Source organism: Mesorhizobium sp. M0768 (genome assembly GCF_040320195.1).
Taxonomy (GTDB): domain Bacteria; phylum Pseudomonadota; class Alphaproteobacteria; order Rhizobiales; family Rhizobiaceae; genus Mesorhizobium.
Genome location: NZ_JAMYPD010000004.1, coordinates 235,747 through 254,406 on the forward strand (window position 1 = coordinate 235,747; position 18,660 = coordinate 254,406).

20 protein-coding genes and 1 tRNA gene are annotated in these 18,660 nt (G+C 61.5%); 7 read left to right on the top strand and 14 right to left on the bottom strand.

Going from position 1 to position 18,660, the window contains the following annotated elements; genetic code table 11:
* Positions 1 to 3 precede the first annotated feature (3 nt).
* Positions 4 to 993 carry a phosphate ABC transporter permease subunit PstC gene (gene pstC, locus NKI08_RS07770; RefSeq protein WP_352451142.1) on the bottom strand — a complete coding sequence of 330 codons (990 nt, stop codon included), beginning with the start codon at positions 991 to 993 and terminating at the stop codon, positions 4 to 6.
* 59 nt (positions 994 to 1,052) lie between these two features.
* A complete protein-coding gene (gene pstS / locus NKI08_RS07775; RefSeq protein WP_352649248.1) occupies positions 1,053 to 2,114 on the bottom strand; it encodes a phosphate ABC transporter substrate-binding protein PstS in 1,062 nt (353 codons plus the stop codon).
* A gap of 654 nt (positions 2,115 to 2,768) precedes the next feature.
* Between pstS and NKI08_RS07780 the strand changes: the two genes are divergently transcribed.
* The gene (locus tag NKI08_RS07780; protein WP_352451139.1) at positions 2,769 to 3,122 is read left to right on the top strand and encodes a hypothetical protein; all 354 of its coding nucleotides are present in this window, start codon (positions 2,769 to 2,771) and stop codon (positions 3,120 to 3,122) included.
* Positions 3,123 to 3,205: 83 nt separating this feature from the next.
* Here the strand turns inward: NKI08_RS07780 and NKI08_RS07785 are convergent, their stop codons facing one another.
* Positions 3,206 to 4,177: a DUF2865 domain-containing protein gene (locus NKI08_RS07785; protein ID WP_352768210.1), complete on the bottom strand. Its 972-nt coding sequence runs from the start codon at positions 4,175 to 4,177 to the stop codon at positions 3,206 to 3,208.
* A gap of 333 nt (positions 4,178 to 4,510) precedes the next feature.
* Between NKI08_RS07785 and NKI08_RS07790 the strand changes: the two genes are divergently transcribed.
* Positions 4,511 to 4,726, top strand: a complete 216-nt coding sequence (locus NKI08_RS07790; protein WP_352768213.1) for a hypothetical protein — start codon at positions 4,511 to 4,513, stop codon at positions 4,724 to 4,726.
* Positions 4,727 to 4,863: 137 nt separating this feature from the next.
* On the opposite strand, the gene tolA is transcribed toward NKI08_RS07790, so the two are convergent.
* The 4 genes from tolA to NKI08_RS07810 form a co-directional block, all read right to left on the bottom strand.
* On the bottom strand, positions 4,864 to 5,268 hold the full coding sequence (tolA, locus tag NKI08_RS07795; protein ID WP_352471136.1) for a cell envelope integrity protein TolA: 405 nt from the start codon (positions 5,266 to 5,268) through the stop codon (positions 4,864 to 4,866).
* A 364-nt stretch (positions 5,269 to 5,632) separates the two neighbouring features.
* Positions 5,633 to 6,499 carry a glutathione S-transferase family protein gene (locus NKI08_RS07800; RefSeq protein WP_352768216.1) on the bottom strand — a complete coding sequence of 289 codons (867 nt, stop codon included), beginning with the start codon at positions 6,497 to 6,499 and terminating at the stop codon, positions 5,633 to 5,635.
* Between the two features lie 27 nt (positions 6,500 to 6,526).
* On the bottom strand, positions 6,527 to 7,108 hold the full coding sequence (locus NKI08_RS07805; RefSeq protein WP_352540244.1) for a VOC family protein: 582 nt from the start codon (positions 7,106 to 7,108) through the stop codon (positions 6,527 to 6,529).
* Positions 7,109 to 7,515: 407 nt separating this feature from the next.
* Positions 7,516 to 7,956: an SRPBCC family protein gene (locus NKI08_RS07810; protein WP_008873905.1), complete on the bottom strand. Its 441-nt coding sequence runs from the start codon at positions 7,954 to 7,956 to the stop codon at positions 7,516 to 7,518.
* A gap of 115 nt (positions 7,957 to 8,071) precedes the next feature.
* On the opposite strand from NKI08_RS07810, the gene NKI08_RS07815 reads away from it, so the two are divergent.
* A complete protein-coding gene (locus tag NKI08_RS07815) occupies positions 8,072 to 9,139 on the top strand; it encodes an adenylate/guanylate cyclase domain-containing protein (RefSeq protein ID WP_352540245.1) in 1,068 nt (355 codons plus the stop codon).
* Positions 9,140 to 9,651: 512 nt separating this feature from the next.
* On the opposite strand, the gene NKI08_RS07820 is transcribed toward NKI08_RS07815, so the two are convergent.
* The 3 genes from NKI08_RS07820 to NKI08_RS07830 all read right to left on the bottom strand — a co-directional run bounded on the left by NKI08_RS07820 (position 9,652) and on the right by NKI08_RS07830 (position 10,604).
* Positions 9,652 to 9,726, bottom strand: a tRNA-Glu gene (locus tag NKI08_RS07820).
* 90 nt (positions 9,727 to 9,816) lie between these two features.
* A complete protein-coding gene (locus NKI08_RS07825) occupies positions 9,817 to 10,224 on the bottom strand; it encodes a VOC family protein (RefSeq protein ID WP_352768220.1) in 408 nt (135 codons plus the stop codon).
* Positions 10,221 to 10,604 (bottom strand): fimbrial protein, encoded by a 384-nt coding sequence (locus NKI08_RS07830; protein ID WP_352540246.1) that lies wholly within the window; start codon positions 10,602 to 10,604, stop codon positions 10,221 to 10,223. Before NKI08_RS07830 ends, NKI08_RS07825 begins: the two co-directional genes overlap by 4 nt.
* A gap of 26 nt (positions 10,605 to 10,630) precedes the next feature.
* Between NKI08_RS07830 and NKI08_RS07835 the strand changes: the two genes are divergently transcribed.
* The 3 genes from NKI08_RS07835 (at position 10,631) to NKI08_RS07845 (ending at position 13,717) form a co-directional block, all read left to right on the top strand.
* Entirely contained in the window at positions 10,631 to 11,671 is a 1,041-nt protein-coding gene (locus NKI08_RS07835; protein ID WP_352613500.1) for an RluA family pseudouridine synthase, read from the top strand.
* A 187-nt stretch (positions 11,672 to 11,858) separates the two neighbouring features.
* Positions 11,859 to 12,770 (top strand): RNA polymerase sigma factor RpoH, encoded by a 912-nt coding sequence (gene rpoH / locus NKI08_RS07840; protein ID WP_023678514.1) that lies wholly within the window; start codon positions 11,859 to 11,861, stop codon positions 12,768 to 12,770.
* Positions 12,771 to 13,183: 413 nt separating this feature from the next.
* Complete coding sequence (locus NKI08_RS07845) at positions 13,184 to 13,717, top strand: hypothetical protein (protein ID WP_352768223.1); 534 nt, start codon at positions 13,184 to 13,186, stop codon at positions 13,715 to 13,717.
* Between the two features lie 182 nt (positions 13,718 to 13,899).
* Here NKI08_RS07845 and NKI08_RS07850 read toward each other — a convergent pair whose 3' ends face one another.
* From NKI08_RS07850 to NKI08_RS07865, 4 genes are all read right to left on the bottom strand, one after another.
* Positions 13,900 to 14,772 (bottom strand): MBL fold metallo-hydrolase, encoded by an 873-nt coding sequence (locus NKI08_RS07850; protein WP_352471144.1) that lies wholly within the window; start codon positions 14,770 to 14,772, stop codon positions 13,900 to 13,902.
* 150 nt (positions 14,773 to 14,922) lie between these two features.
* Positions 14,923 to 15,582, bottom strand: a complete 660-nt coding sequence (locus NKI08_RS07855) for a peroxiredoxin (RefSeq protein WP_023678511.1) — start codon at positions 15,580 to 15,582, stop codon at positions 14,923 to 14,925.
* 175 nt (positions 15,583 to 15,757) lie between these two features.
* Positions 15,758 to 16,123 (bottom strand): cell division protein ZapA, encoded by a 366-nt coding sequence (locus NKI08_RS07860; protein ID WP_254816554.1) that lies wholly within the window; start codon positions 16,121 to 16,123, stop codon positions 15,758 to 15,760.
* 4 nt (positions 16,124 to 16,127) lie between these two features.
* Positions 16,128 to 16,400 carry a DUF4164 domain-containing protein gene (locus tag NKI08_RS07865; RefSeq protein ID WP_006200774.1) on the bottom strand — a complete coding sequence of 91 codons (273 nt, stop codon included), beginning with the start codon at positions 16,398 to 16,400 and terminating at the stop codon, positions 16,128 to 16,130.
* Positions 16,401 to 16,660: 260 nt separating this feature from the next.
* On the opposite strand from NKI08_RS07865, the gene tkt reads away from it, so the two are divergent.
* A complete protein-coding gene (tkt, locus tag NKI08_RS07870) occupies positions 16,661 to 18,652 on the top strand; it encodes a transketolase (RefSeq protein ID WP_352768226.1) in 1,992 nt (663 codons plus the stop codon).
* Positions 18,653 to 18,660 lie beyond the last annotated feature (8 nt).

Consider the following 18,660-nt stretch of genomic DNA (forward strand, 5'->3'; position numbering starts at 1 on the left):
CGGTCAGGCTCCCGTACGGGCGTCGATCCGCATCAGCATATAGCGGGCGGCGGCGAGGATCAGGAAGGTGATGACGAAGAGGATCAGGCCGAGCGAAACCAGCGAGGAGGTGTAGAGGTCGCCGTCGGCCTCGGTGAATTCATTGGCGATGGTCGCCGAGATCGTCGTGCCCGGCGCGAACAGGGAGGCACTGATGCGATGTGCGTTGCCGATGACGAAAGTCACCGCCATGGTTTCGCCGAGTGCCCGGCCGAGGCCAAGCATGACGCCGCCCATGATACCGATGCGGGTATAGGGAATGACCACGCGCCGGGTCACTTCCCAGGTCGTGCAACCGATGCCATAGGCCGATTCCTTCAGCACCGCCGGCACCGTATCGAAGACGTCCTTGGTGATCGAGGTGATGAAGGGCAGCACCATGATGGCGAGGATCAGCGCCGAGGTCAGAAGGCCGATGCCGTAAGGAGGGCCGGCGAAAAGGCTGGATAGTCCCGGCACGCCGTGGAAGATGTTGATGATGAAGGGCTGTATCGTCGTCTGCAGGAACGGCGCGAACACGAACAGGCCCCAGATGCCGTAGATGATCGAAGGAATGCCGGCCAACAGCTCGACCGCTATGCCGATCGGGCGCCTGAGCGGGCGCGGGCAGAGCTCGGTGAGAAAGACTGCAATGCCGATGCCGATCGGAACCGCGATCAGGATGGCAATGGCCGCCGTCACCAGCGTGCCGTAGATCGGCGCCAGTGCGCCAAATTTTTCCGTAACAGGATTCCAGCTCTCAGTCGTCAGGAAAGAAAAACCGAACGACGACAGCGCCTGCCATGAGCCGGCAAACAGCGAGATCGCGACACCGCCGAGGATGACCAGCACAAGAATTGCGGAAGCGCGGGTAAGTCCGCGGAATATGGCATCTGTGAGCGCGAAGCGCCGCACCGTAGCTTCCCTGGCCCGGGCTGCTGCAGATGATGGCATGGCATCGGAAGCGATGGTCATTGGGTCCTCGCGATTAAAGGCAACAGGGAGGGCGCCATCGACGTCCTCCCTGGAGGAGATTACATAGCCGAGTAGAGCGGCTTGCCGTCGTCGCCGACGACTTCCTTGGCCCACATGGCCTTGACGCTCTCAACCACCTTGTCGGGCATCGGAACGTAGTCCAGCTCGCCGGCCATCTCGTCGCCCTTGTCGTATGCCCAGGCGAAGAATTTGAGCGCTTCGCCGGTGGTCGCCGCATCATCCGGCTTCTTGTAGAGCAGGATCCACGTTGCCGCCGTCATCGGCCAGGACTCGGCGCCCGGCTCGTTGGCGAGGATGACGCCATAGCCCGGCTGCGAGCTCCAGTCGGCATTGGCCGCTGCCGCCGAGAACGCCGCCGCGGTGGGCTCGACCTTCTTGCCGTCCTTGTTGATCATATCGGTGTGGGTGAGCTTGTTCTGCTTGGCGTAGGCATATTCGACATAACCGATCGCGCCGCCGGTCTGGGAGACATTGTTGGCAACGCCCTCATTGCCCTTGGCGCCGATGCCGACCGGCCATTCCACGGCCTTGTCGACGCCAACCTTTTCTTTCCAGTCCGCGCTGACGTCGCCGAGGTAATAGGTGAAGTTGAACGTCGTGCCCGAACCATCGGAACGGTGAACGACCGCGATCGCCTGCGAAGGCAGCTTGACGTCGGGATTAAGCTTCTTGATCGCTTCGTCATCCCAGCTCGTGATCTTGCCGAGGAAGATGTCGGCCAGCGTCGGGCCGTCGAGAACCAACTCGCCCGGCTTGATGCCTTCGAGATTGACGACGGGAACGATGCCGCCCATCACCATCGGGAACTGAGCCAGTCCGGACGCTTCAAGCTCGTCGCCCTTGAGCGGCGCATCCGAAGCGCCGAAGGTAACGGTCTTGGCCTTGATCTGCTTGATGCCGCCGCCGGAACCGATCGACTGGTAGTTAAGGCCAACGCCGGTGTCTTTCTTGTAGGTGTCGGCCCACTTCGCATAGATCGGGTAGGGGAAGGTGGCGCCGGCGCCGGAGATGTCCGCGGCGAGCGCGGCGGACAGGGTGAGGGTGGTCGTCGCCGCAGCCATTGCAATCGCAACGGCCGCCGAGCGGATGAAATGTCTCATGTGGCCTGCTCCTGTTCGGAATATGGTCTCTCGGCGCCATTCCTCCGGCGCCCGCTGAGGCCAATAGCCCCCGATTATTACAGTCGCATGACAGTTTCATGTCGCTCCGGTAACGACGTCCAGCCGGGTTAAGAAGGAGCGGCCGCGGGCTTTTGTCGGCATGGGCCGCGGTTTGCCGCTGGAATCAGCAGCTTGCGTGAATTCCGGCCGGCATCGTCTGCTCGGCGATCGCAGCCACCGGCTTTAAAAGAAAAAAGCCGGACGGGAGCGCGTTGCATGCAGCCAGAACGTGTCATGGCCGCGCCATCGCCGAAACAGGTCCGTTGGGGTAAATCTGACCCTGTTTCTTGCCGGCGGTCGCTGCTCCCGCCCGTAACTGGAGGAGCGGAACTTCGAATATCCCATTGTCGCCACTGAGCGCGGCTTTGGTATGGTGCGATCGCACCATGGCCTTACGCTGGAAGCGTTGACGAATCGCAAGGTTCTAACTCGCGCTGGACCTCCATCCGCGCCCGACCCGGCGCTCGATCTTCGAGCAACGCCTTCCACTGGAAGTGCGACGACTTCTACTTCACGGTATCTACTCCCTTCGCCCTATTCCGCCGGTTGTCGGTTAGGCCGAAGCAGCGTTATAAGCTTGCAGGGGTATTGCTGATGTCTCGACGGATTCTGCCTGTCTTCCTGTGCCTGGCGCTGCCTCTGGGAAGCGGCTGCGCGCGCAGCTATGACGGCACCGTCATCATTCCCAAGCCGCTCGATGTTCGCCGTTTCTGGGACAGGCCTTCGCCGCAGGCGCAAGCCGAACAGTCGCAACTGGAGACCGACGTCTTTCCAGTGGCGCCGCAAACGCCGAAAAGGCCGGCGGTGCGCAGGAGCGCGGCTTCCGTTGCAACGCCTCGGAGGAGGGTCACCAACAACCCGCCCATGCTGTCGCCGGAGCCGACGAAGCCGCTAACTTGCAAGAATGTCAGCGAGCCCGGTAAACGGGCCCGCATGGTCTGCGAATAACCAGCCGACGTCGGTCGATGCGCACGGCTCCAGGCCTTGAAGCGGCTATCCGGCCAGCCGTCTCGGAACATCGCCCGCCCTGGTCAGTCCGCCGGGAAAAAGGCCGGCCCGACCACTCTCACCGGCCGCGCGCCGATCGCTTTCTCGATCGACTGATGCTGGGCAGTCCCTGGCACCTCGAAAACCGACGTTTTTGCCCCTGCGAGAGCCGCACCGGCAGTTTCGATCCCGGATTCAGGAATTTCCGCGACGACGCCAAGATCCGGCTTTGCGGTCGGCAACGGAATGATGGCGTTGCTCATGTTGGCCGGTGTCACGGTTCGTGCCCTGAGTTCGGCAACGCGCTGGTAATAGCGCTTGACGTCACAGGCCTTGAAGTTCGCGTCGTCGCGGTACCGGAACGCGGCAGGTAGCTCCACATAGGGTTTTCCCGACTCGAGCGCGACCATCTCCTCGGTCTCGCGAGTGGCGTCGCTCAGCATATAGAGGTCGACGCCGGCATCGTCGCAGATGTAGCGACACTGATCGACCGTTTCCTTCAGATCGTCGCTCTTGGCGAACTGCGATTTTGGCGCGGGGAAGAAATATCCGTCCGACAAGCGAACGCAAAACAGCATCCGATTGCCGCCAATTGTTGTGCCTGCGGACTGGGCCTTGGGTGCCGGGCGTTGCTGCGCCGGCTGTTTCTTGGCAGCGGGGGCGGCGCAGCCCAGCGCGACAAACCTGGCCTTCAGTCCGGACGTGTCCCTGCTCGAATTCGACAGTCTGGCGATCTGCCGTTGCACCTCCGCCTTGCTGCTGACCAGGTCGGCGCAGGGATTGAAGAAGAAGCCGGCGGTTTTCGCTGCGCATCTGCGTTGTCTCTCAAGCTTTTGAATCGCGGCGAGTTGCCGGCGCAGTTGGGCAAGCTCGGGGCTGGTCCCGCCGCTGCGCCCCGCCGAAAGCAATTGGCTCCTGATGGCACCGCAGCTATCCGCGTAGGAGAAGGATGTGCCGAGCGCAACGGCTATTGCCGACACCAGCATCAGAATCGTGAGGGGCCAGAAGCGTGTCATTGGAACGACCATTATCCTTGTTGCACCGAGAACAGGATTTCTTTGTCGACTATGGATAAGTACTAGCTAAATCAGTTTTTCCTAATTGAAGTAGATCAAACCGCCACCAGAGACTTTAGCTCTAGTGTATTAGATCCACTCGTGTAAATTCAATATTACATTTTTATTTCAAGATTGAGACGAACCGGCAGCAACGCCGGCGGACGCCCGCCACGGCGAAGTTTGATGCGCGCGGCGGGTTCGGCATCGCGATCAATCCGGCGTTACCGGCCGGCCGTCGCTGAAACCTTAGCCCTGGGATCGGCGTTGAGCGGCCAAAGGAGGAGACCGCAAATGTCGATCCACTTCACTGTCGCGGACCTGACCAGGAATCTGTTCCATTCACTTTGGTTGGACCATGAACGCGCACCGAGGCCACTCGACCACGAGCAGAGGCTTTTGCTGGAGTGCTATCTCGCCGGCCAGATACCGGAATCGGCTTGGAGCGACTATGTCTTCGAGGTGCCGGAACTGGCGCGACATGTCGAGGCGAGACGAAGGCGCCACTAAAGCGCATCGCGGTCGACCGGGCGTCATGCGACGCGCTTAGGTTCTTGTCTAATGCATGTCGTTGTCGCAAAACCGCTGCACGCTTTTGCGCGACATGCATTAGGTCCCGAAAAGTGGAATCCGGTTGTCGGAAAAGATCAAGGCGAAGCCTTCACTCGCGGTGCAGCCTGTTCTTGTTTGGGCGAGTTGAATTGCAGAGTGAACACCTTGCCCGGGATGCCTTCAGCCAGCGCCGGTGAAAAGCTCAACGGCAGGCAATGGTCCACGGCCGCGACCGCCGCGTCGACAAAAGCTTGGCGCGTCTTCTCCTCGCCGGCGACGCGGATGGCGGTCGGCTTGGGCCGGCCGATCAGCGTGCCATCGCGCCTGAAGCTGAAGCTCAGGGTGACGGTGGAATTCCCGGCATTCGCCGGAGGGGTCCAGCACGCCTGGATGGCAGCCCCGACCTCGGGCATGGTGTTGAGCGTCGCTGCATTCGATTGACCGGCTGCACCCGCCAGCATGGCGCCTGCAATCACCATCATTCCAGCAATGCTTTTCATGACAGGGCCTCTGTCCTTGAACCGCCATCGAGGACGGGACTACTTCGATGGTAGGGCCCACATCGGCGATGGCAAGATGCCGGCAACGCGCTTCATCAGCCATTCAGGCGTCGTGAAGCGCCGTCAGCCGCAAACTTCGGCAGGGCTGCAATAAGCAAAGGCCGGCGAGCAGCCGACCTTTGCTTTCCATCCGCGCCAGTACATCCGTGGTCGCAAGCTGGAGGTGGATACCAGTAGAAAGGGTTTCGGTTAACGAAACCTTAAGCTCCCCACATCGTGCAAACAGGGGAGAGTAAGAAAGAATTACCTCAGATCACTACCGGCTCCCGCAGAACGTGCGGACGATCGCCGGCCTGCACGTGCCTCAGGCGTTGGCCTGCGACCGCACATAGGCGATATAGCCGCGCACGTCGCCGGCCGGCTCGGCATAGGCCTTGCCGAGCTTCTTCTCGATCGCCGCCATATAGTCTTTTGCCCATTGGGGCAGCGCGTAGTCGATGACGGCGAGGAACTCGAGCGTCGCCGCCAGGCGGATGTCGGCGATCGACGGGTTCTTGCCGCCGATGAACGGCTTGCCGTTCCTGAAGAAGCTGTGAAACACCTCCAGCGGCTCGGCTATCGCTTCTATAGCGGCCTTCTGGGCTTCCGACTTCTTGTCGGGGTGGGCGTCGCTGTGGCCGACCTCGCCGGCATATTGCGGGAAATTCAGCACAGGATATGTGGCGCGCGCCACATAGGGGTAGAGCGTCCCGATCAGGTAGAACATGGCACTGTCGATCATTGCCCGCTTGGCCGGCGCCTTGGGATATAGTTTCTCCAGCCCGTGCTTGTTGGCGAGGTACTGCATAATGGCGCAGCTTTCCCACAAGACACCTCTCGGCAGGCCCTTGTCCTCGATCATCGGCGTAAGATGGGCCGGGTTTCGCGCCATGTATTCGGGCGAGCGCGTGAGACCCCATACGTCGGTCTCGGAATGATCGAGCCCGGCGGCGCGTGCAAACACTCGAACGCTCATATTGTTGACGCTGGGCTTCAGCATGCTGAGCGAGAGCGCGGGCTTTTTCGCCGGTTTCGCCTTGGCCTTCGGCGCCAGCTTCTTGGCGGAGACCTTGGCCGCCGGCTTTGCCACTTTCGCCGCTGACTTGGCGGCGGCTTTGGCCGCCGGCTTCGCTCCTGGCCTGGCTGCCTTGGTGGCGGGCTTTTTCGCACTCTTCGTTGCTGTCTTTGCCATTATGTCCTCCCTTTGTTTGGCGTGTCGTCAGTATGGATTTTTCGGTGCGCGATCCTCCGACAAGGTCGTGCGCGAGCGCTCGACAAGCGCCTGGATCGCATCGGCAAGGTGCACTTCGGCGATGTTGTAGTCGCCGCGCGCGACGCGGATCTTGTGCGCCTGCATCAGCACGTCGGCATGGGTGAAGCCCGCCGGCGGTTCGAAACGGTAGGAGGCGAGTTCGATCAGCAGGCCGAGCGGATCCTCGAAATAGATCGAGTCCATGAAGCCGCGATCCTTGACGCCGCTGTGCTTGATGGCGCGCTCGTCGAGCCGGGCAACCGCCTGCAGAAAGGTGACGCGCGACACCGCGAAAGCGATATGATGGACGCAGCCGGTGTCGGTCGGCGTGCGCCGCTTGACCGGCGTGCGGCTTTCGTCGGTGAAGACGGTGATCAGCCGGCCGTCGCCCGGATCGAAATAGAGATGGCTTTCGCTTGCCTTATCGAGATTGGGCTGCTCGAAGATGAAAGGCATGCCAAGCACGCCCTCCCAGAAATCGATGGAAGTCTGGCGCCCGGCCCCGACCAGCGTGATGTGGTGAACACCTTGCGATTGCAGCTTTTGCATCTGACTCCTCCCGGCCACGCCGTCTTGCCGCCGAACGGAAGTTCGGATGCCCAGTCGCGCTTGGCATGTGACCGCGCCCGGCCTCGCTCGCCTGCGCTCCGCATTCCGCATCCTGCAGGAGTGCGGCCGGAGCTTTGATGAACGGATGCTAATTCAATCCGAGGCGTTGCGCCAGAAGCGCTGAGTTTCAAGAACTCCACGCAGGCGCCAAGAGCGGCACCGGGATCGCGGACGCCTTCGCCGAGCTCGCTGAAACGACCCGTCGCCGGCAGCTGTAATGGTGCGGCGGCCCGCAGGTCGCTGGGTTTCCCGAGCGGCCGGTTTGGCGACGGCAGGTCAAAGGGGGCCTCGTTGACGCATGCCGCGCCTGGTTCGGATTACGGGCATCCGCGGCCCTTAGATGAAAATCACATATTCTTCATCGGCACGTCGGGATCGACATGTCCCCCATCGGCAGTGATCTTGAGCCTTGAGAGGTAGTGCTCCCATCCCCTTCGGTGGCTGTCACGCTCCTTTGCGTTCGGCAGTCCGCTGTGCGTGAAGCGGATCAGTGTCCCCGCATCCCTCGCGATCAGGTCGATCTCGACATGACTGGAGCCGGGCGGCACGGTCTCGTTGTCTTCCCAGCCAAAACTGTAGGCAAGACGGTGGACCGGGATCACCTCGGTGAACTCACCGCGCGCCATATGGCGACCACCGACATTGACGAGGAACAGACCGCCCGGCGTTGCATCCAAATTCGCTTCGGTCCCGATCCATCGCACAATCTGGTCCGGATCGGTCAAAAGCGCGAACACGGTCGCTTGTGGCGCCGCGACCTCAATCTCTGTGTAAACCGATTCCGCCATCGCTCACTCCAGGTCACATCCGCAGCGAATACCTGCATGATTGAAGCGAATGTGGGGAGTTGCAAGAAGATGTTCGAGGCGTAAGCATAAGCCGGTGCCGAGTGACCTTCTACCCATGCTTCTCGCAAAGTCGCTTTCATTCCTTCTGGACGACGCCGCGCATATTGGCGACGGTGGGCGACTTCTATTGCAGCTCTCAACGCATTTGATTGAAGACGGCTTGCCGATCATCGCCGGCGCGCTGGCGCAGGATGCTCCCGACCCGATTATCTCACGCCGCATCTGGCTCTGGCGAGCGCCTGGGGGTGAAGTGGTCGAGGCTTTGGGGATAGGCGCCGACCGCCAGAATGCCGATCCCCGGCTCGTGCTGCGGGAGTGGCTTGGCACGACGCGAGCGATCGTGTTCGACGAGCGAGCGGGCGGTGTCGCACCGACTTTGGTGTGGGCGTTCGATCATACTCCGGATGAGGCGCAGTCAGAGCTGCTGCGGCAAATCTCCCGGTTTGCTGCGGCTCCGATGACCGCACTCGCAGAACGGTCCGCGAAACGCGCATTGCTCGAGGCATATTTGGGAAAGCGCAGTGCAGCACATGTGCTCAACGGTCATTCTCGTCGAGTAAAGGGAGAGACGATACGGGCTGCGCTTCTGTGCGCGGACCTTCGAGGTTTCACCGATCTATCCGAGGTTCATGATGCAGACGAGATCGTATTGGTACTTGATGCCTGGTTCGATTGCGTCGCCGGCGCGGTGCACGCATTTGGTGGTGAGGTTCTCAAGTTTATAGGTGATGGCGTCCTCGCGATTTTCCCGATTGGCGAGCGCGATGCAAATGCCGCATGTGACGCGGCGGTACGCGCCGTGAAGGCCACGCGCGCCGGGATAGATCATCTCAACCAAACTCGGCGCCGCAATGGCGGCCCTGAGCTCGGATATGGCATTGGCCTGCATGTCGGCGAGATACTCTGGGGGAATATCGGCACTGCCGGCAGGTTGGACTTCACCGCGATCGGCAAGGCTGTAAATCTTGTCAGCCGCATCGAAGGGCTGTGCAAGCCTTTGGGACGGACGGTGCTCGCGTCGACAGTGTTCGAGGCAGAAACTACCGAGCCGATGATCGCCATGGGCAGTCATCCGCTCGGAGGAATAGCAGGCGCGCAAACACTTTTCGGCTTGCCGGAATAGATCGAATGGTTGAGCCCGCCGTGGATGTGTCGTTCGCAGCATATCTTGGTATCGTGCGAAGCCATGACTGAGAGAAATTCGAACGGCAAAGAAGCTACGATACTGCAACTGGAGTATGGCGCGTTTAGAGCCCAGCCATGCGCGTCGCGCGCAGCTTTCGCTGGCCGGTGCTAAGGGCCTTCCCGGCATCCACCCTTCGAGGGAGAGGCGCCTTCGCCGAGTTCGCCAAAACGATCCGCCGCCGGCAGCTGTAGCTCAGGTCGGCTCCAGGCAGTGCCGACCAGCGTGATGGACGCCTTGCGATTGTAGTTTCTGTATCTGGCTCCTCCCCGCGTGGCATCGACTGCCCTGTTCAGCGCGACGTTCTGCGCGCCGCTAACGCTGTGCCTCAAGACCCACGATGCAATGCTAATGCAATCGGCTCCGCTGCGCCAGAAGCGGCAATGAGCCAAACCCGCCGCGACCCAAGGCGATGGATCGGATTGATGGTTTGCCGAGAGCTGGGAGAGACTTGGTACGCCCAAGGGGAATCGAACCCCTGTTCCCGCCGTGAGAGGGCGGTGTCCTGACCGCTAGACGATGGGCGCGTTCAAGAACCGGCGATATAGGCTGACGGCTGGCAAAAAGCAACTAGGCTTAAGGCTGCCGATCGCGCCGGTGAAGTATCCGCTGCAAGCCTAGCGTTTTGGCTCGATCAGGTCCCAGAGATTTCCATAGAGATCTGCGAAAACCGCCACAGTGCCATAGGTCTCGTGCCGGGGCGCCTCACGGAACTCAACGCCCTTTTCGAGCATCAGCGCATAGTCGCGGGCAAAATCGTCGGTTTCGAGGAACAAAAAGACCCGGCCGCCGGTCTGGCTGCCGATGGCGTGCCTTTGCGCATCGCCGGATGCCTCGGCGAGAAGCAGGCGCGCACCCTGCCCGTTGCGCGGCGTGATCGTGACCCAGCGTTTGCCGCCGCCGAGATCGACATCTTCGGTGAGGACAAAACCCAGCTGGTCGACATACCACGAGATCGCCTCGTCATAATTTGCGACGACAAGCGCGACCGTGGCAATGCTGCGGTGTTCGGCAAAACCGGTCATTTGTTCCTGATCGAAAAATGGCCAACGATGCGGCGCTCGGTGATGTCATAGACGAAGATGGCGCGGCTGCCGTCGGGCAGCTCTGCGTCGATCGACAGGTGATTGCCGGACAGCGATTGGCTGATCACCCTGGCGCCGACCGGCAGCACGATGTCGCCGTTGACCGTCTCGCCGATCGGCACCTGGATGTCGCTGCTTAGCGGAGGGGCGGCAGGCGGCGCGTTGCGCGCTTTGTAGACAAGTGCCGCGATCACCACCATAAGGGCGAGGAACAGCAGGCCGAGATTGATGGCGACGAAGCGGACGAGCTTCCTCCGCACCTTTTCGACCTCGGGGTCGAGCGGCTTTTCCTCGTCTTCGTCGGCAAGCGGCCGGGCCATGGCAGCAGATTCCGGAACTGTTTTCGATGAGCGCTCATAACGAAGTGGTCAGACAATTAATAGGGGCCGGACCGATCGTCCTGGAGGCGGGCGCTGATGCGGCCGGCCAGCGGCTCGACCAATGGCTGGCGGCCAGGCTCGGCCCCGACATGTCGCGCAGCCGGGTACAGATGCTGATAAAGCAGGGCGCCGTCAGGATCGGCGGCAAGCCAGCCAGCGAAACGAAGCGCAAGATGGCGCAAGGTGACAGCGTGTCGGTTGATATGCCGGAGCCGGAACCAGCGGCGCCGCAAGGCGAAGATATTGCGCTGGACGTCCTCTACGAGGACAGCGAGCTGATCGTCATCAACAAGCCGGCCGGGCTGGTCGTGCATCCCGGCGCCGGCAACTGGACCGGCACGCTGGTCAACGCGCTGATCCATCATTGCGGCGACAGCCTGTCTGGCATCGGCGGGGTGAGACGGCCGGGCATCGTCCATCGCCTCGACAAGGAGACCAGCGGCGTCATGGTCGTCGCCAAGACCGATCGCGCCCACAAGGCGTTGTCGGAGGCCTTTGCCGACCACGGCCTGACCGGCGATCTCGAGCGGGCCTATCTGGCGTTGGTCTGGGGCATACCGGCAAGGCCGACCGGGACGGTCGACGCGCCGCTCGGCCGCGCCGCCGACCGGGTACGCCGCGCCGTGGTGCCGCAAGGCCGCGACGATGCCCGCCACGCCGTCACGCATTTCATCGTCGTTGAGCGCTTTGGCGAGCAGCAGCAGGAATTCGCCACGGCGAGCCTGGTCGAATGCCGGCTGGAAACCGGTCGCACTCACCAGATACGCGTCCACATGGCCCATATCGGCCATCCGGTGATTGGCGACCCCGAATACGGCCAGGCTTTCCGCACCAAGGCCAATCGGTTGCCCGAGCCGCTAAGAAGCAAGGTAAAGGCGTTTCCGCGACAAGCTTTGCACGCCCGCCTCCTTGCATTTCGGCATCCCGATACCCATCTAACGATGAGGTTCGAAGCACCGATACCGTGGGACATGGAGGAACTCGTCGACGGCTTCCGCAAGCTCTGAACCAACCACCTGAAAACCTGACCGGCGTTGTTCACTTCAACGTGACACACTGTTTCGTGTTGAACAAATGCCTGTCTTTCTGGTTTTGTTCCTATATATGTCGGTTGGCGCGAATGTGCCTTTGGCATTCGCGCCACATGCCCGCCGCGTTTCGGGGGCATCACTCCAATAGAGAGGGGGCGCTATCATGGCCCAGTCATTACCCAGTATCGTTTCCGGCGAAGGCGGTCTCAGCCGCTACCTGGAAGAAATCCGCCGCTTTCCGATGCTTCAGCCGCAGGAAGAGTACATGCTCGCCAAGCGCTATGCCGAGCATGAGGACACCACAGCTGCGCACAAGCTCGTCACCAGCCACCTTCGGCTCGTCGCCAAGATCGCCATGGGCTATCGCGGCTATGGCCTGCCGATCGGCGAGGTGATCTCGGAAGGCAATGTCGGCCTGATGCAGGCCGTCAAGAAATTCGAACCGGAGCGCGGCTTCCGTCTCGCCACCTATGCGATGTGGTGGATCAAGGCCTCGATCCAGGAATACATCCTGCGCTCGTGGAGCCTGGTCAAGATGGGCACCACCGCCAACCAGAAGCGCCTGTTCTTCAACCTGCGCAAGGTGAAGGGCAAGATCCAGGCGCTCGACGAAGGCGATTTGAAGCCCGATCAGATCACCGAGATTGCCACCCGGCTGAACGTCTCGGAAGCGGAAGTCGTGTCGATGAACCGCCGCCTGTCGGGCGACGCCTCGCTCAATGCGCCCATCCGGGCCAGTGAAGGCGAGTCCGGCGAATGGCAGGACTGGCTGGTCGACGACCACGAAAGCCAGGAAGAGATGCTGATCGAGCAGGACGAGCTGGAAAACCGGCGCGGCATGCTGTCGGGCGCTCTTGCCGTGCTCAACGACCGCGAACGCCGCATCTTCGAGGCGCGCCGCCTCGCCGATGAGCCGTTGACGCTTGAAGAGCTGTCGGCCGAGTTCGATATCAGCCGCGAGCGCGTGCGCCAGATCGAGGTGCGCGCCTTCGAGAAGGTGCAGGACGCGGTCAAGGCCGCAGCCAAGCGCCAGACGCAGGCGCTGCGCACCATCGAGGCGCAGCCGGCGGCGTAAGGCCTTCCGGTAGAAACAAATAACGGCGGCGTCAGGTAACTGGCGCCGCCGTTTTTTTCTAAAGTGCGTCGCGTTCGGGCCGGCCTTGTGGGGCGCGCTTTAGATTCTTGTTTTTATGCATGTCGTTATCGCAAAACCGCTGCACACTTTTGCGCGACGTGCATTAGCGGGTTGCCGGTTCCGCGGCGCCTTCGCGGATGTCCGATCCGTCGCCCTAACTGCTCAGTAGCCTTGCCAGGCGTCCCCAGACGATCTCATTGATAGCGGCATTGTCGCAATTTTCCCCAAGCCCTGAAAACCGCAAGGCTGCAAGCTGTGGCGGCAATGTTGCGGCGCCGACCGCGGCATTCCACAACCCGGCGCTTGCGGCAGGCGGGCGCGACAACGGTCCGTCGGGCAGTTGAGTTCGTCTATTGGAAACGAAAGGCAGTGTGATGATGACGATTTCTCCGTTTCTGGCCGCCCTCGGATCCGACGGTCCGCCAGCCGATCGAGCGAAAGACATGGCCCTGTATGGATGGCTAATTGGAAGCTGGGAGATGGACTCGGTCCACTACCTCGACGACGGCACAATCCAGAAATGGGATGGTGAATGCCATTTTGGCTGGGTGCTCGAAGGCCGCGCGATTCAGGACGTTTGGATCAGGCCCAAGCGCCCTGCTCCGTCCGCGATGTATGGCACAACCTTGCGCATCTTCGACCCTGGGATCGATGGCTGGCATATCATATGGAACGACCCGCTCAACCGGGATCACTCGCGCCAGATCGGGCGGGCCGAGGGTAAGGACATTGTCCAGCTCGGCAATGACTCGCGCGGTCTGCAAACTCGATGGCGTTTCACCGAGATCACTGCCACCAGCTTCCATTGGATCGGCGAGGAAAGATCTTCCGAGAGCGATCCTTGGCAAATCACGTATGAACATTTAGCCCGCCGAACAAAACCCTGACGCTCGACTGGCTGGCGTCTGCGCTGCTCCTCATCCGGCTGCCGCCACCGTCGTGCCGCATAGACCTATCGGATTCAAACATCGCAAAAATCGAATCAGGATCAATAGCTTGGATGACCATCGCAGAACGATGAGGGCGGCGCCGAGTCTGAATGGCATTGTAGTGCCAGCGACCCATCCTCTCACAGGCAATCGAGCGGAAACTTCAGATAGCGCTGCCCGTTGGATTCCGGTTCCGGCAGGCGTCCGCCATTCATATTGACCTGCAGCGCGTGCAGGATCAGCCGCGGCATCGGCAACGTCCTGTCGCGGGCTTGGCGGAGCGCGACGAAGTCGGCTTCCGTCTTGCAGCCGGCAACATGGATGTTGCCGGCTTTCTGCTCCGCGACCGTGCTTTCCCACCGCGCTTCGCGACCGCCCGGCTGGTAGTCGTGACCGACGAACAGACGTGTCTCGTCCGGCAGCGCCAGGATGTCCTCGATCGAACGCCAGAGCCGCTCGGCACTGCCGCCCGGAAAGTCTGTCCTTGCGGTGCCGCTGTCCGGCATGAATAGCGTGTCGTGGATGAAGGCGGCGTCGCCAATGACGTAAGTGATCGAGGCCAGTGTGTGGCCCGGCGAGAACAGCACTCTTGCCGCAATGCCGCCGACCGAAAAAGTTGCGCCGTTGGCGAACAGCCTGTCCCATTGCGAACCGTCGGCGGGGAATTCCGGCCAGTTGTAGATCACCTTCCACAATTTCTGGACGTCGATGACCTTCTCGCCGATTGCCGTCGGCGCTCCGGTTCTCCCCCTCAGATAATGGGCGGCGGAGAAATGATCCGCATGCGGATGCGTGTCGAGGATCCACTCGACCTCCAGCCCGCTTTCCCTGACGAAGTCGAGCAGGGCGTCGGCGTTTTTCGTTGCCGTTGCACCGGACCTTTCGTCGAAGTCGAGCACCGGATCGATGATGGCGCATTTGCGGGTCGCCATGTCGGCGACCACATACTGGACGGACCCGCTCGGCTTGTCATAGAAGCCGGTGACCTGCGACCTGGCCGATAATGCGTCCAATCCAGCCTCCTTCGCCCCTCACCACGGCAGGAAGGATTTTCTCTGCCACGGCAAATTAAAGGCATGGTTGTCCGTCAACCAGGCATCGTCAAGCACCCCATGCTCACACGGCCAGGAAAACCGAAAACTCTCTGTGCCGCCTCTGCCTGCTCAGGCGGAAGGCTGCTTGGTTTTCCTGAGATATGGCAGGATCGTCTCATAGGCGCCGAAGCGCTTGATGGCATCCTCATTCGAGACGGCAGCGGTGATGATGACGTCCTCGCCCTGCTTCCAGTTCGCCGGCGTCGCCACCTGGTGCTTGGCGGTCAGCTGCATGGAATCGATGGCGCGCAGGATTTCGTCGAAGTTGCGGCCCGTCGTCATCGGGTAGGTGAGAACCAGCTTGATCTTCTTGTCGGGCCCGATGACGTAAACCGAACGCACCGTGGCATTGTCGGCGGGCGTGCGGCCTTCCGAGCTCTCGCCGGCACCCGCCGGCAGCATCTCGTAAAGCTTGGCGACCTTGAGATCCTTGTCGCCGATCAGCGGGTAGTTCACCGAATGACCGGTCGCGGTCTTGATGTCGTTCTGCCACTTTTCATGGCTTTGGACGGGATCGACCGAGATGCCGATGATCTTGACGTTGCGCTTCCTGAACTCGCCTTCGAGCCCGGCCATTGTGCCGAGTTCGGTCGTGCAAACCGGCGTAAAGTTCTTCGGATGGCTGAACAATACCGCCCAGCCGTCGCCGATCCATTCATGGAAGCTGATCGGTCCTTGCGTGGTCTCAGCGGTGAAGTCCGGTGCGATATCGTTGATGCGAAGGCTCATGACGTGTCCCTTACCCTGTGCGTGCAGATCGCAGCCGGCGTTGCCCGGCGCTGCTTTTGCCTTTCTATCACTCCGGCGTCATCCTTCAAACGCCTGTTGCGCCGGCATCAAGGCCGGCGGCGAAATATTTTCATTGCTTCTCGGCAAATGCAGCAGGAATTTTCGCTGCGCTGGTTCAGGCCTTGTTCACTGCCAGCGTCGTCGCCAGGTCTTCCATGCGCTGGGCCAGTGCGCCGAGCGCCCCGGTCAGCACGGAATCGTTCTTGTCGGCCTTGGTCAGTGCGTCGTCGCGCGTCTTGCGCAGCGTCAGCACTTCGCTTTCCATGCCCTTGACCCGCTTCTGCAGTTCCGAAAGCTCGTCCATGACCATGATGCCGGCCATCACGGTCAGCCGCTGGTCGCCGATCTCGCCAAAAGAATCCTTCAGATGCGAGACATAGCGGTCGAAGCGCTCGGCAAGATCGATCAGATGCTCTTCCTGGCCCTCGTCGCAGGCCATCCGATACTGCTTGCCGTCGATGGAAACCGTGACTTGTGCCATTGGCCTACCTGTCCAGTACCGCGCGGATGGTTTCCATAGCTGTCACCAGCCTTCGCGACACTTCCTTGTTGGCATCTTCCAGCCGTTCGGCGCGGGCCTCGGAATTGTCGAGCTCCTGCGCCAGCCGCGAGCGGTCGGCGTTCATCCGCTGCACTTCGGCCTCGGCTTCCGAATAGTCCCGCTCATGCTCAAGCTTGGCCGCGACGGCGTTTTCCAGCCCTTCGATGGCCTTACCCAGCCTGGCAATGACTTCCTTGAGGGTCGTTTCCCCGGTCATGGCTTTCGTCCTGCGCCCTGCCCATCACCGAATCATCCACGTTCAGAACGCGTTATCCCTGAAACATTACGCGTCGTGTGAACCGCACGTCAATAAAGCTGTCGCGACTGTCCCCTGCTAACGCTAATGTAAGTCGCGCACGGCCATCACAAGACCGGCAAAAGCACACCGATTTGTTGACTAAAAGGCCGCGCCTGCTATGTGTCGCGCACCCTTTTCAAGGGCTTTCCCAAGGCCCAAACCCCCATTTTGGAGGAAGCATGACCTCGCGCGAACAACATGACCGGATGGCCAATGCGATCCGTTTTCTCGCCATGGACGCCGTCGAGAAGGCAAATTCCGGCCACCCCGGACTGCCCATGGGCTGCGCCGACATCGCCACGGTGCTGTTCACCCGCTTTCTCAAATACGATCCGAAAAACCCGCATTGGCCGGACCGCGACCGCTTTATCCTGTCGGCCGGCCACGGATCGATGCTGCTTTACTCGCTGCTCTATCTGACCGGCTACGAAGACATCACCATCGACCAGATCAAGCAGTTCCGCCAATTGGGGTCGAGGACGGCGGGCCACCCGGAATACGGCCATGCCGCGGGCATTGAGACGACGACCGGCCCACTCGGCCAGGGCCTTGCCAATTCGGTCGGCTTCGCGCTCGGCGAGCGCATCATGAATGCCGCTTTCGGCAAAGATCTCGTCGACCACTACACCTATGTGCTGGCCGGCGACGGCTGCCTGATGGAAGGCGTATCCCAGGAAGCCATCGCGCTTGCCGGGCATCTGAAGCTGAACAAGCTGATCGTCTTCTGGGACAACAACAACATCTCGATCGATGGCCCGGTGTCGCTCGCCGATAACACCGATCAGGTCGCTCGCTTCCAGGCGTCCGGCTGGAATGCCAGCCATATCGACGGCCAGGACCCGGAAGCGATCGCCTATGCCATCGAAGCGGCCCGCCACTCCGACAAGCCGACGATGATCGCCTGCAAGACGACGATCGGCTTCGGCGCGCCGACCAAGGCCGGCACCAACAAGGCGCATGGCTCGCCGCTCGGCGCCGAGGAAATCGCTGGCGCCAGAAAATTCTTCGGCTGGGATTATCCGCCCTTCGAGGTTCCGGCCGATATCCTCGACGCATGGCGTACCGCCGGGCGGACCGGCGTCAAGGCGCGCACCGACTGGGAAAGCCGCCTTGCCAAGGCTGATGCCAAATTGCGCGCAGAGTTCGAACGCCGCATCAGTGGCACGCTGCCGGCCAACTTCGACGCCGTCATTGGCGATTACAAGAAGAAGCTCGTCGCCGACAAGCCGAAGGTCGCCACCCGTAAGTCATCGGAAATGGCGCTGGAGGTCATCAACGGCGCCCTGCCCGAAACCATCGGCGGCTCGGCCGATTTGACCGGCTCCAACAACACCAAGACCAGCCAGACCAAGAACATCACCGCCGACGATTACGGCCAGCGCTACGTTCATTACGGCGTTCGCGAGCACGGCATGGCGGCCGCGCTCAACGGGCTGACATTGCATGGCGGCATTATCGCCTATGGCGGCACTTTCATGTGCTTTTCCGATTATGCCCGTCCGGCGATGCGGCTTGCTTCGCTGATGGGCATCCGCTCGATCTTCGTCATGACCCATGATTCCATCGGCCTTGGCGAAGACGGCCCGACCCATCAGCCGGTCGAGCATCTGGCAGCACTTCGCGCCATTCCGAACCACAATGTCTTCCGCCCCGCCGATGCGGTGGAAACCGCGGAATGCTGGCAGTTGGCCATTGAGTCGGAAAAGACGCCTTCGACATTGGCGCTGACCCGGCAGAACCTGCCGACGGTACGCAACGACTTCGTTGCGGAAAACCTCTCCAGCCGCGGCGCCTATGAACTTGCCGCCGCCAGTGGCGAGGCGGCGGTGACGATCTTCGCGTCGGGCTCCGAGGTCGAGATCGCGCTGGCCGCCCGCGAGGCCCTGGAAAAGCACGGCCACGCGACCCGCGTCGTCTCGGTGCCGTGTTTCGAATTGTTCGACAAGCAGAGCGCCGACTATCGCAGCAGGACGATCGGCAATGCGCCGCTCAAGATTGCCATCGAAGCCGGCATCCGTCAGGGCTGGGATCACTTCATCGGCACCGACGGCATCTTTGTCGGCATGACCGGCTTCGGCGCCTCCGGCACCATCGAACAGCTCTACCCGCATTTCGGCATCACAGCCGAGGCAACGGTGAAGGCGGCGGAAGCCCGTCTGCATGGCAAATGAAAGTGAGC

Excerpts from the sequence above, each read along its gene's own strand:
- pstC (WP_352451142.1), bottom strand. The coding sequence starts at position 993 with ATGACCATCGCTTCCGATGCCATGCCATCATCTGCAGCAGCCCGGGCC.
- pstS (WP_352649248.1), bottom strand. The coding sequence starts at position 2,114 with ATGAGACATTTCATCCGCTCGGCGGCCGTTGCGATTGCAATGGCTGCG.
- NKI08_RS07780 (WP_352451139.1), top strand. The coding sequence starts at position 2,769 with ATGTCTCGACGGATTCTGCCTGTCTTCCTGTGCCTGGCGCTGCCTCTG.
- NKI08_RS07785 (WP_352768210.1), bottom strand. The coding sequence starts at position 4,177 with ATGACACGCTTCTGGCCCCTCACGATTCTGATGCTGGTGTCGGCAATA.
- NKI08_RS07790 (WP_352768213.1), top strand. The coding sequence starts at position 4,511 with ATGTCGATCCACTTCACTGTCGCGGACCTGACCAGGAATCTGTTCCAT.
- tolA (WP_352471136.1), bottom strand. The coding sequence starts at position 5,268 with ATGAAAAGCATTGCTGGAATGATGGTGATTGCAGGCGCCATGCTGGCG.
- NKI08_RS07800 (WP_352768216.1), bottom strand. The coding sequence starts at position 6,499 with ATGGCAAAGACAGCAACGAAGAGTGCGAAAAAGCCCGCCACCAAGGCA.
- NKI08_RS07805 (WP_352540244.1), bottom strand. The coding sequence starts at position 7,108 with ATGCAAAAGCTGCAATCGCAAGGTGTTCACCACATCACGCTGGTCGGG.
- NKI08_RS07810 (WP_008873905.1), bottom strand. The coding sequence starts at position 7,956 with ATGGCGGAATCGGTTTACACAGAGATTGAGGTCGCGGCGCCACAAGCG.
- NKI08_RS07815 (WP_352540245.1), top strand. The coding sequence starts at position 8,072 with ATGCTTCTCGCAAAGTCGCTTTCATTCCTTCTGGACGACGCCGCGCAT.
- NKI08_RS07825 (WP_352768220.1), bottom strand. The coding sequence starts at position 10,224 with ATGACCGGTTTTGCCGAACACCGCAGCATTGCCACGGTCGCGCTTGTC.
- NKI08_RS07830 (WP_352540246.1), bottom strand. The coding sequence starts at position 10,604 with ATGGCCCGGCCGCTTGCCGACGAAGACGAGGAAAAGCCGCTCGACCCC.
- NKI08_RS07835 (WP_352613500.1), top strand. The coding sequence starts at position 10,631 with ATGAGCGCTCATAACGAAGTGGTCAGACAATTAATAGGGGCCGGACCG.
- rpoH (WP_023678514.1), top strand. The coding sequence starts at position 11,859 with ATGGCCCAGTCATTACCCAGTATCGTTTCCGGCGAAGGCGGTCTCAGC.
- NKI08_RS07855 (WP_023678511.1), bottom strand. The coding sequence starts at position 15,582 with ATGAGCCTTCGCATCAACGATATCGCACCGGACTTCACCGCTGAGACC.
- NKI08_RS07860 (WP_254816554.1), bottom strand. The coding sequence starts at position 16,123 with ATGGCACAAGTCACGGTTTCCATCGACGGCAAGCAGTATCGGATGGCC.
- NKI08_RS07865 (WP_006200774.1), bottom strand. The coding sequence starts at position 16,400 with ATGACCGGGGAAACGACCCTCAAGGAAGTCATTGCCAGGCTGGGTAAG.
- tkt (WP_352768226.1), top strand. The coding sequence starts at position 16,661 with ATGACCTCGCGCGAACAACATGACCGGATGGCCAATGCGATCCGTTTT.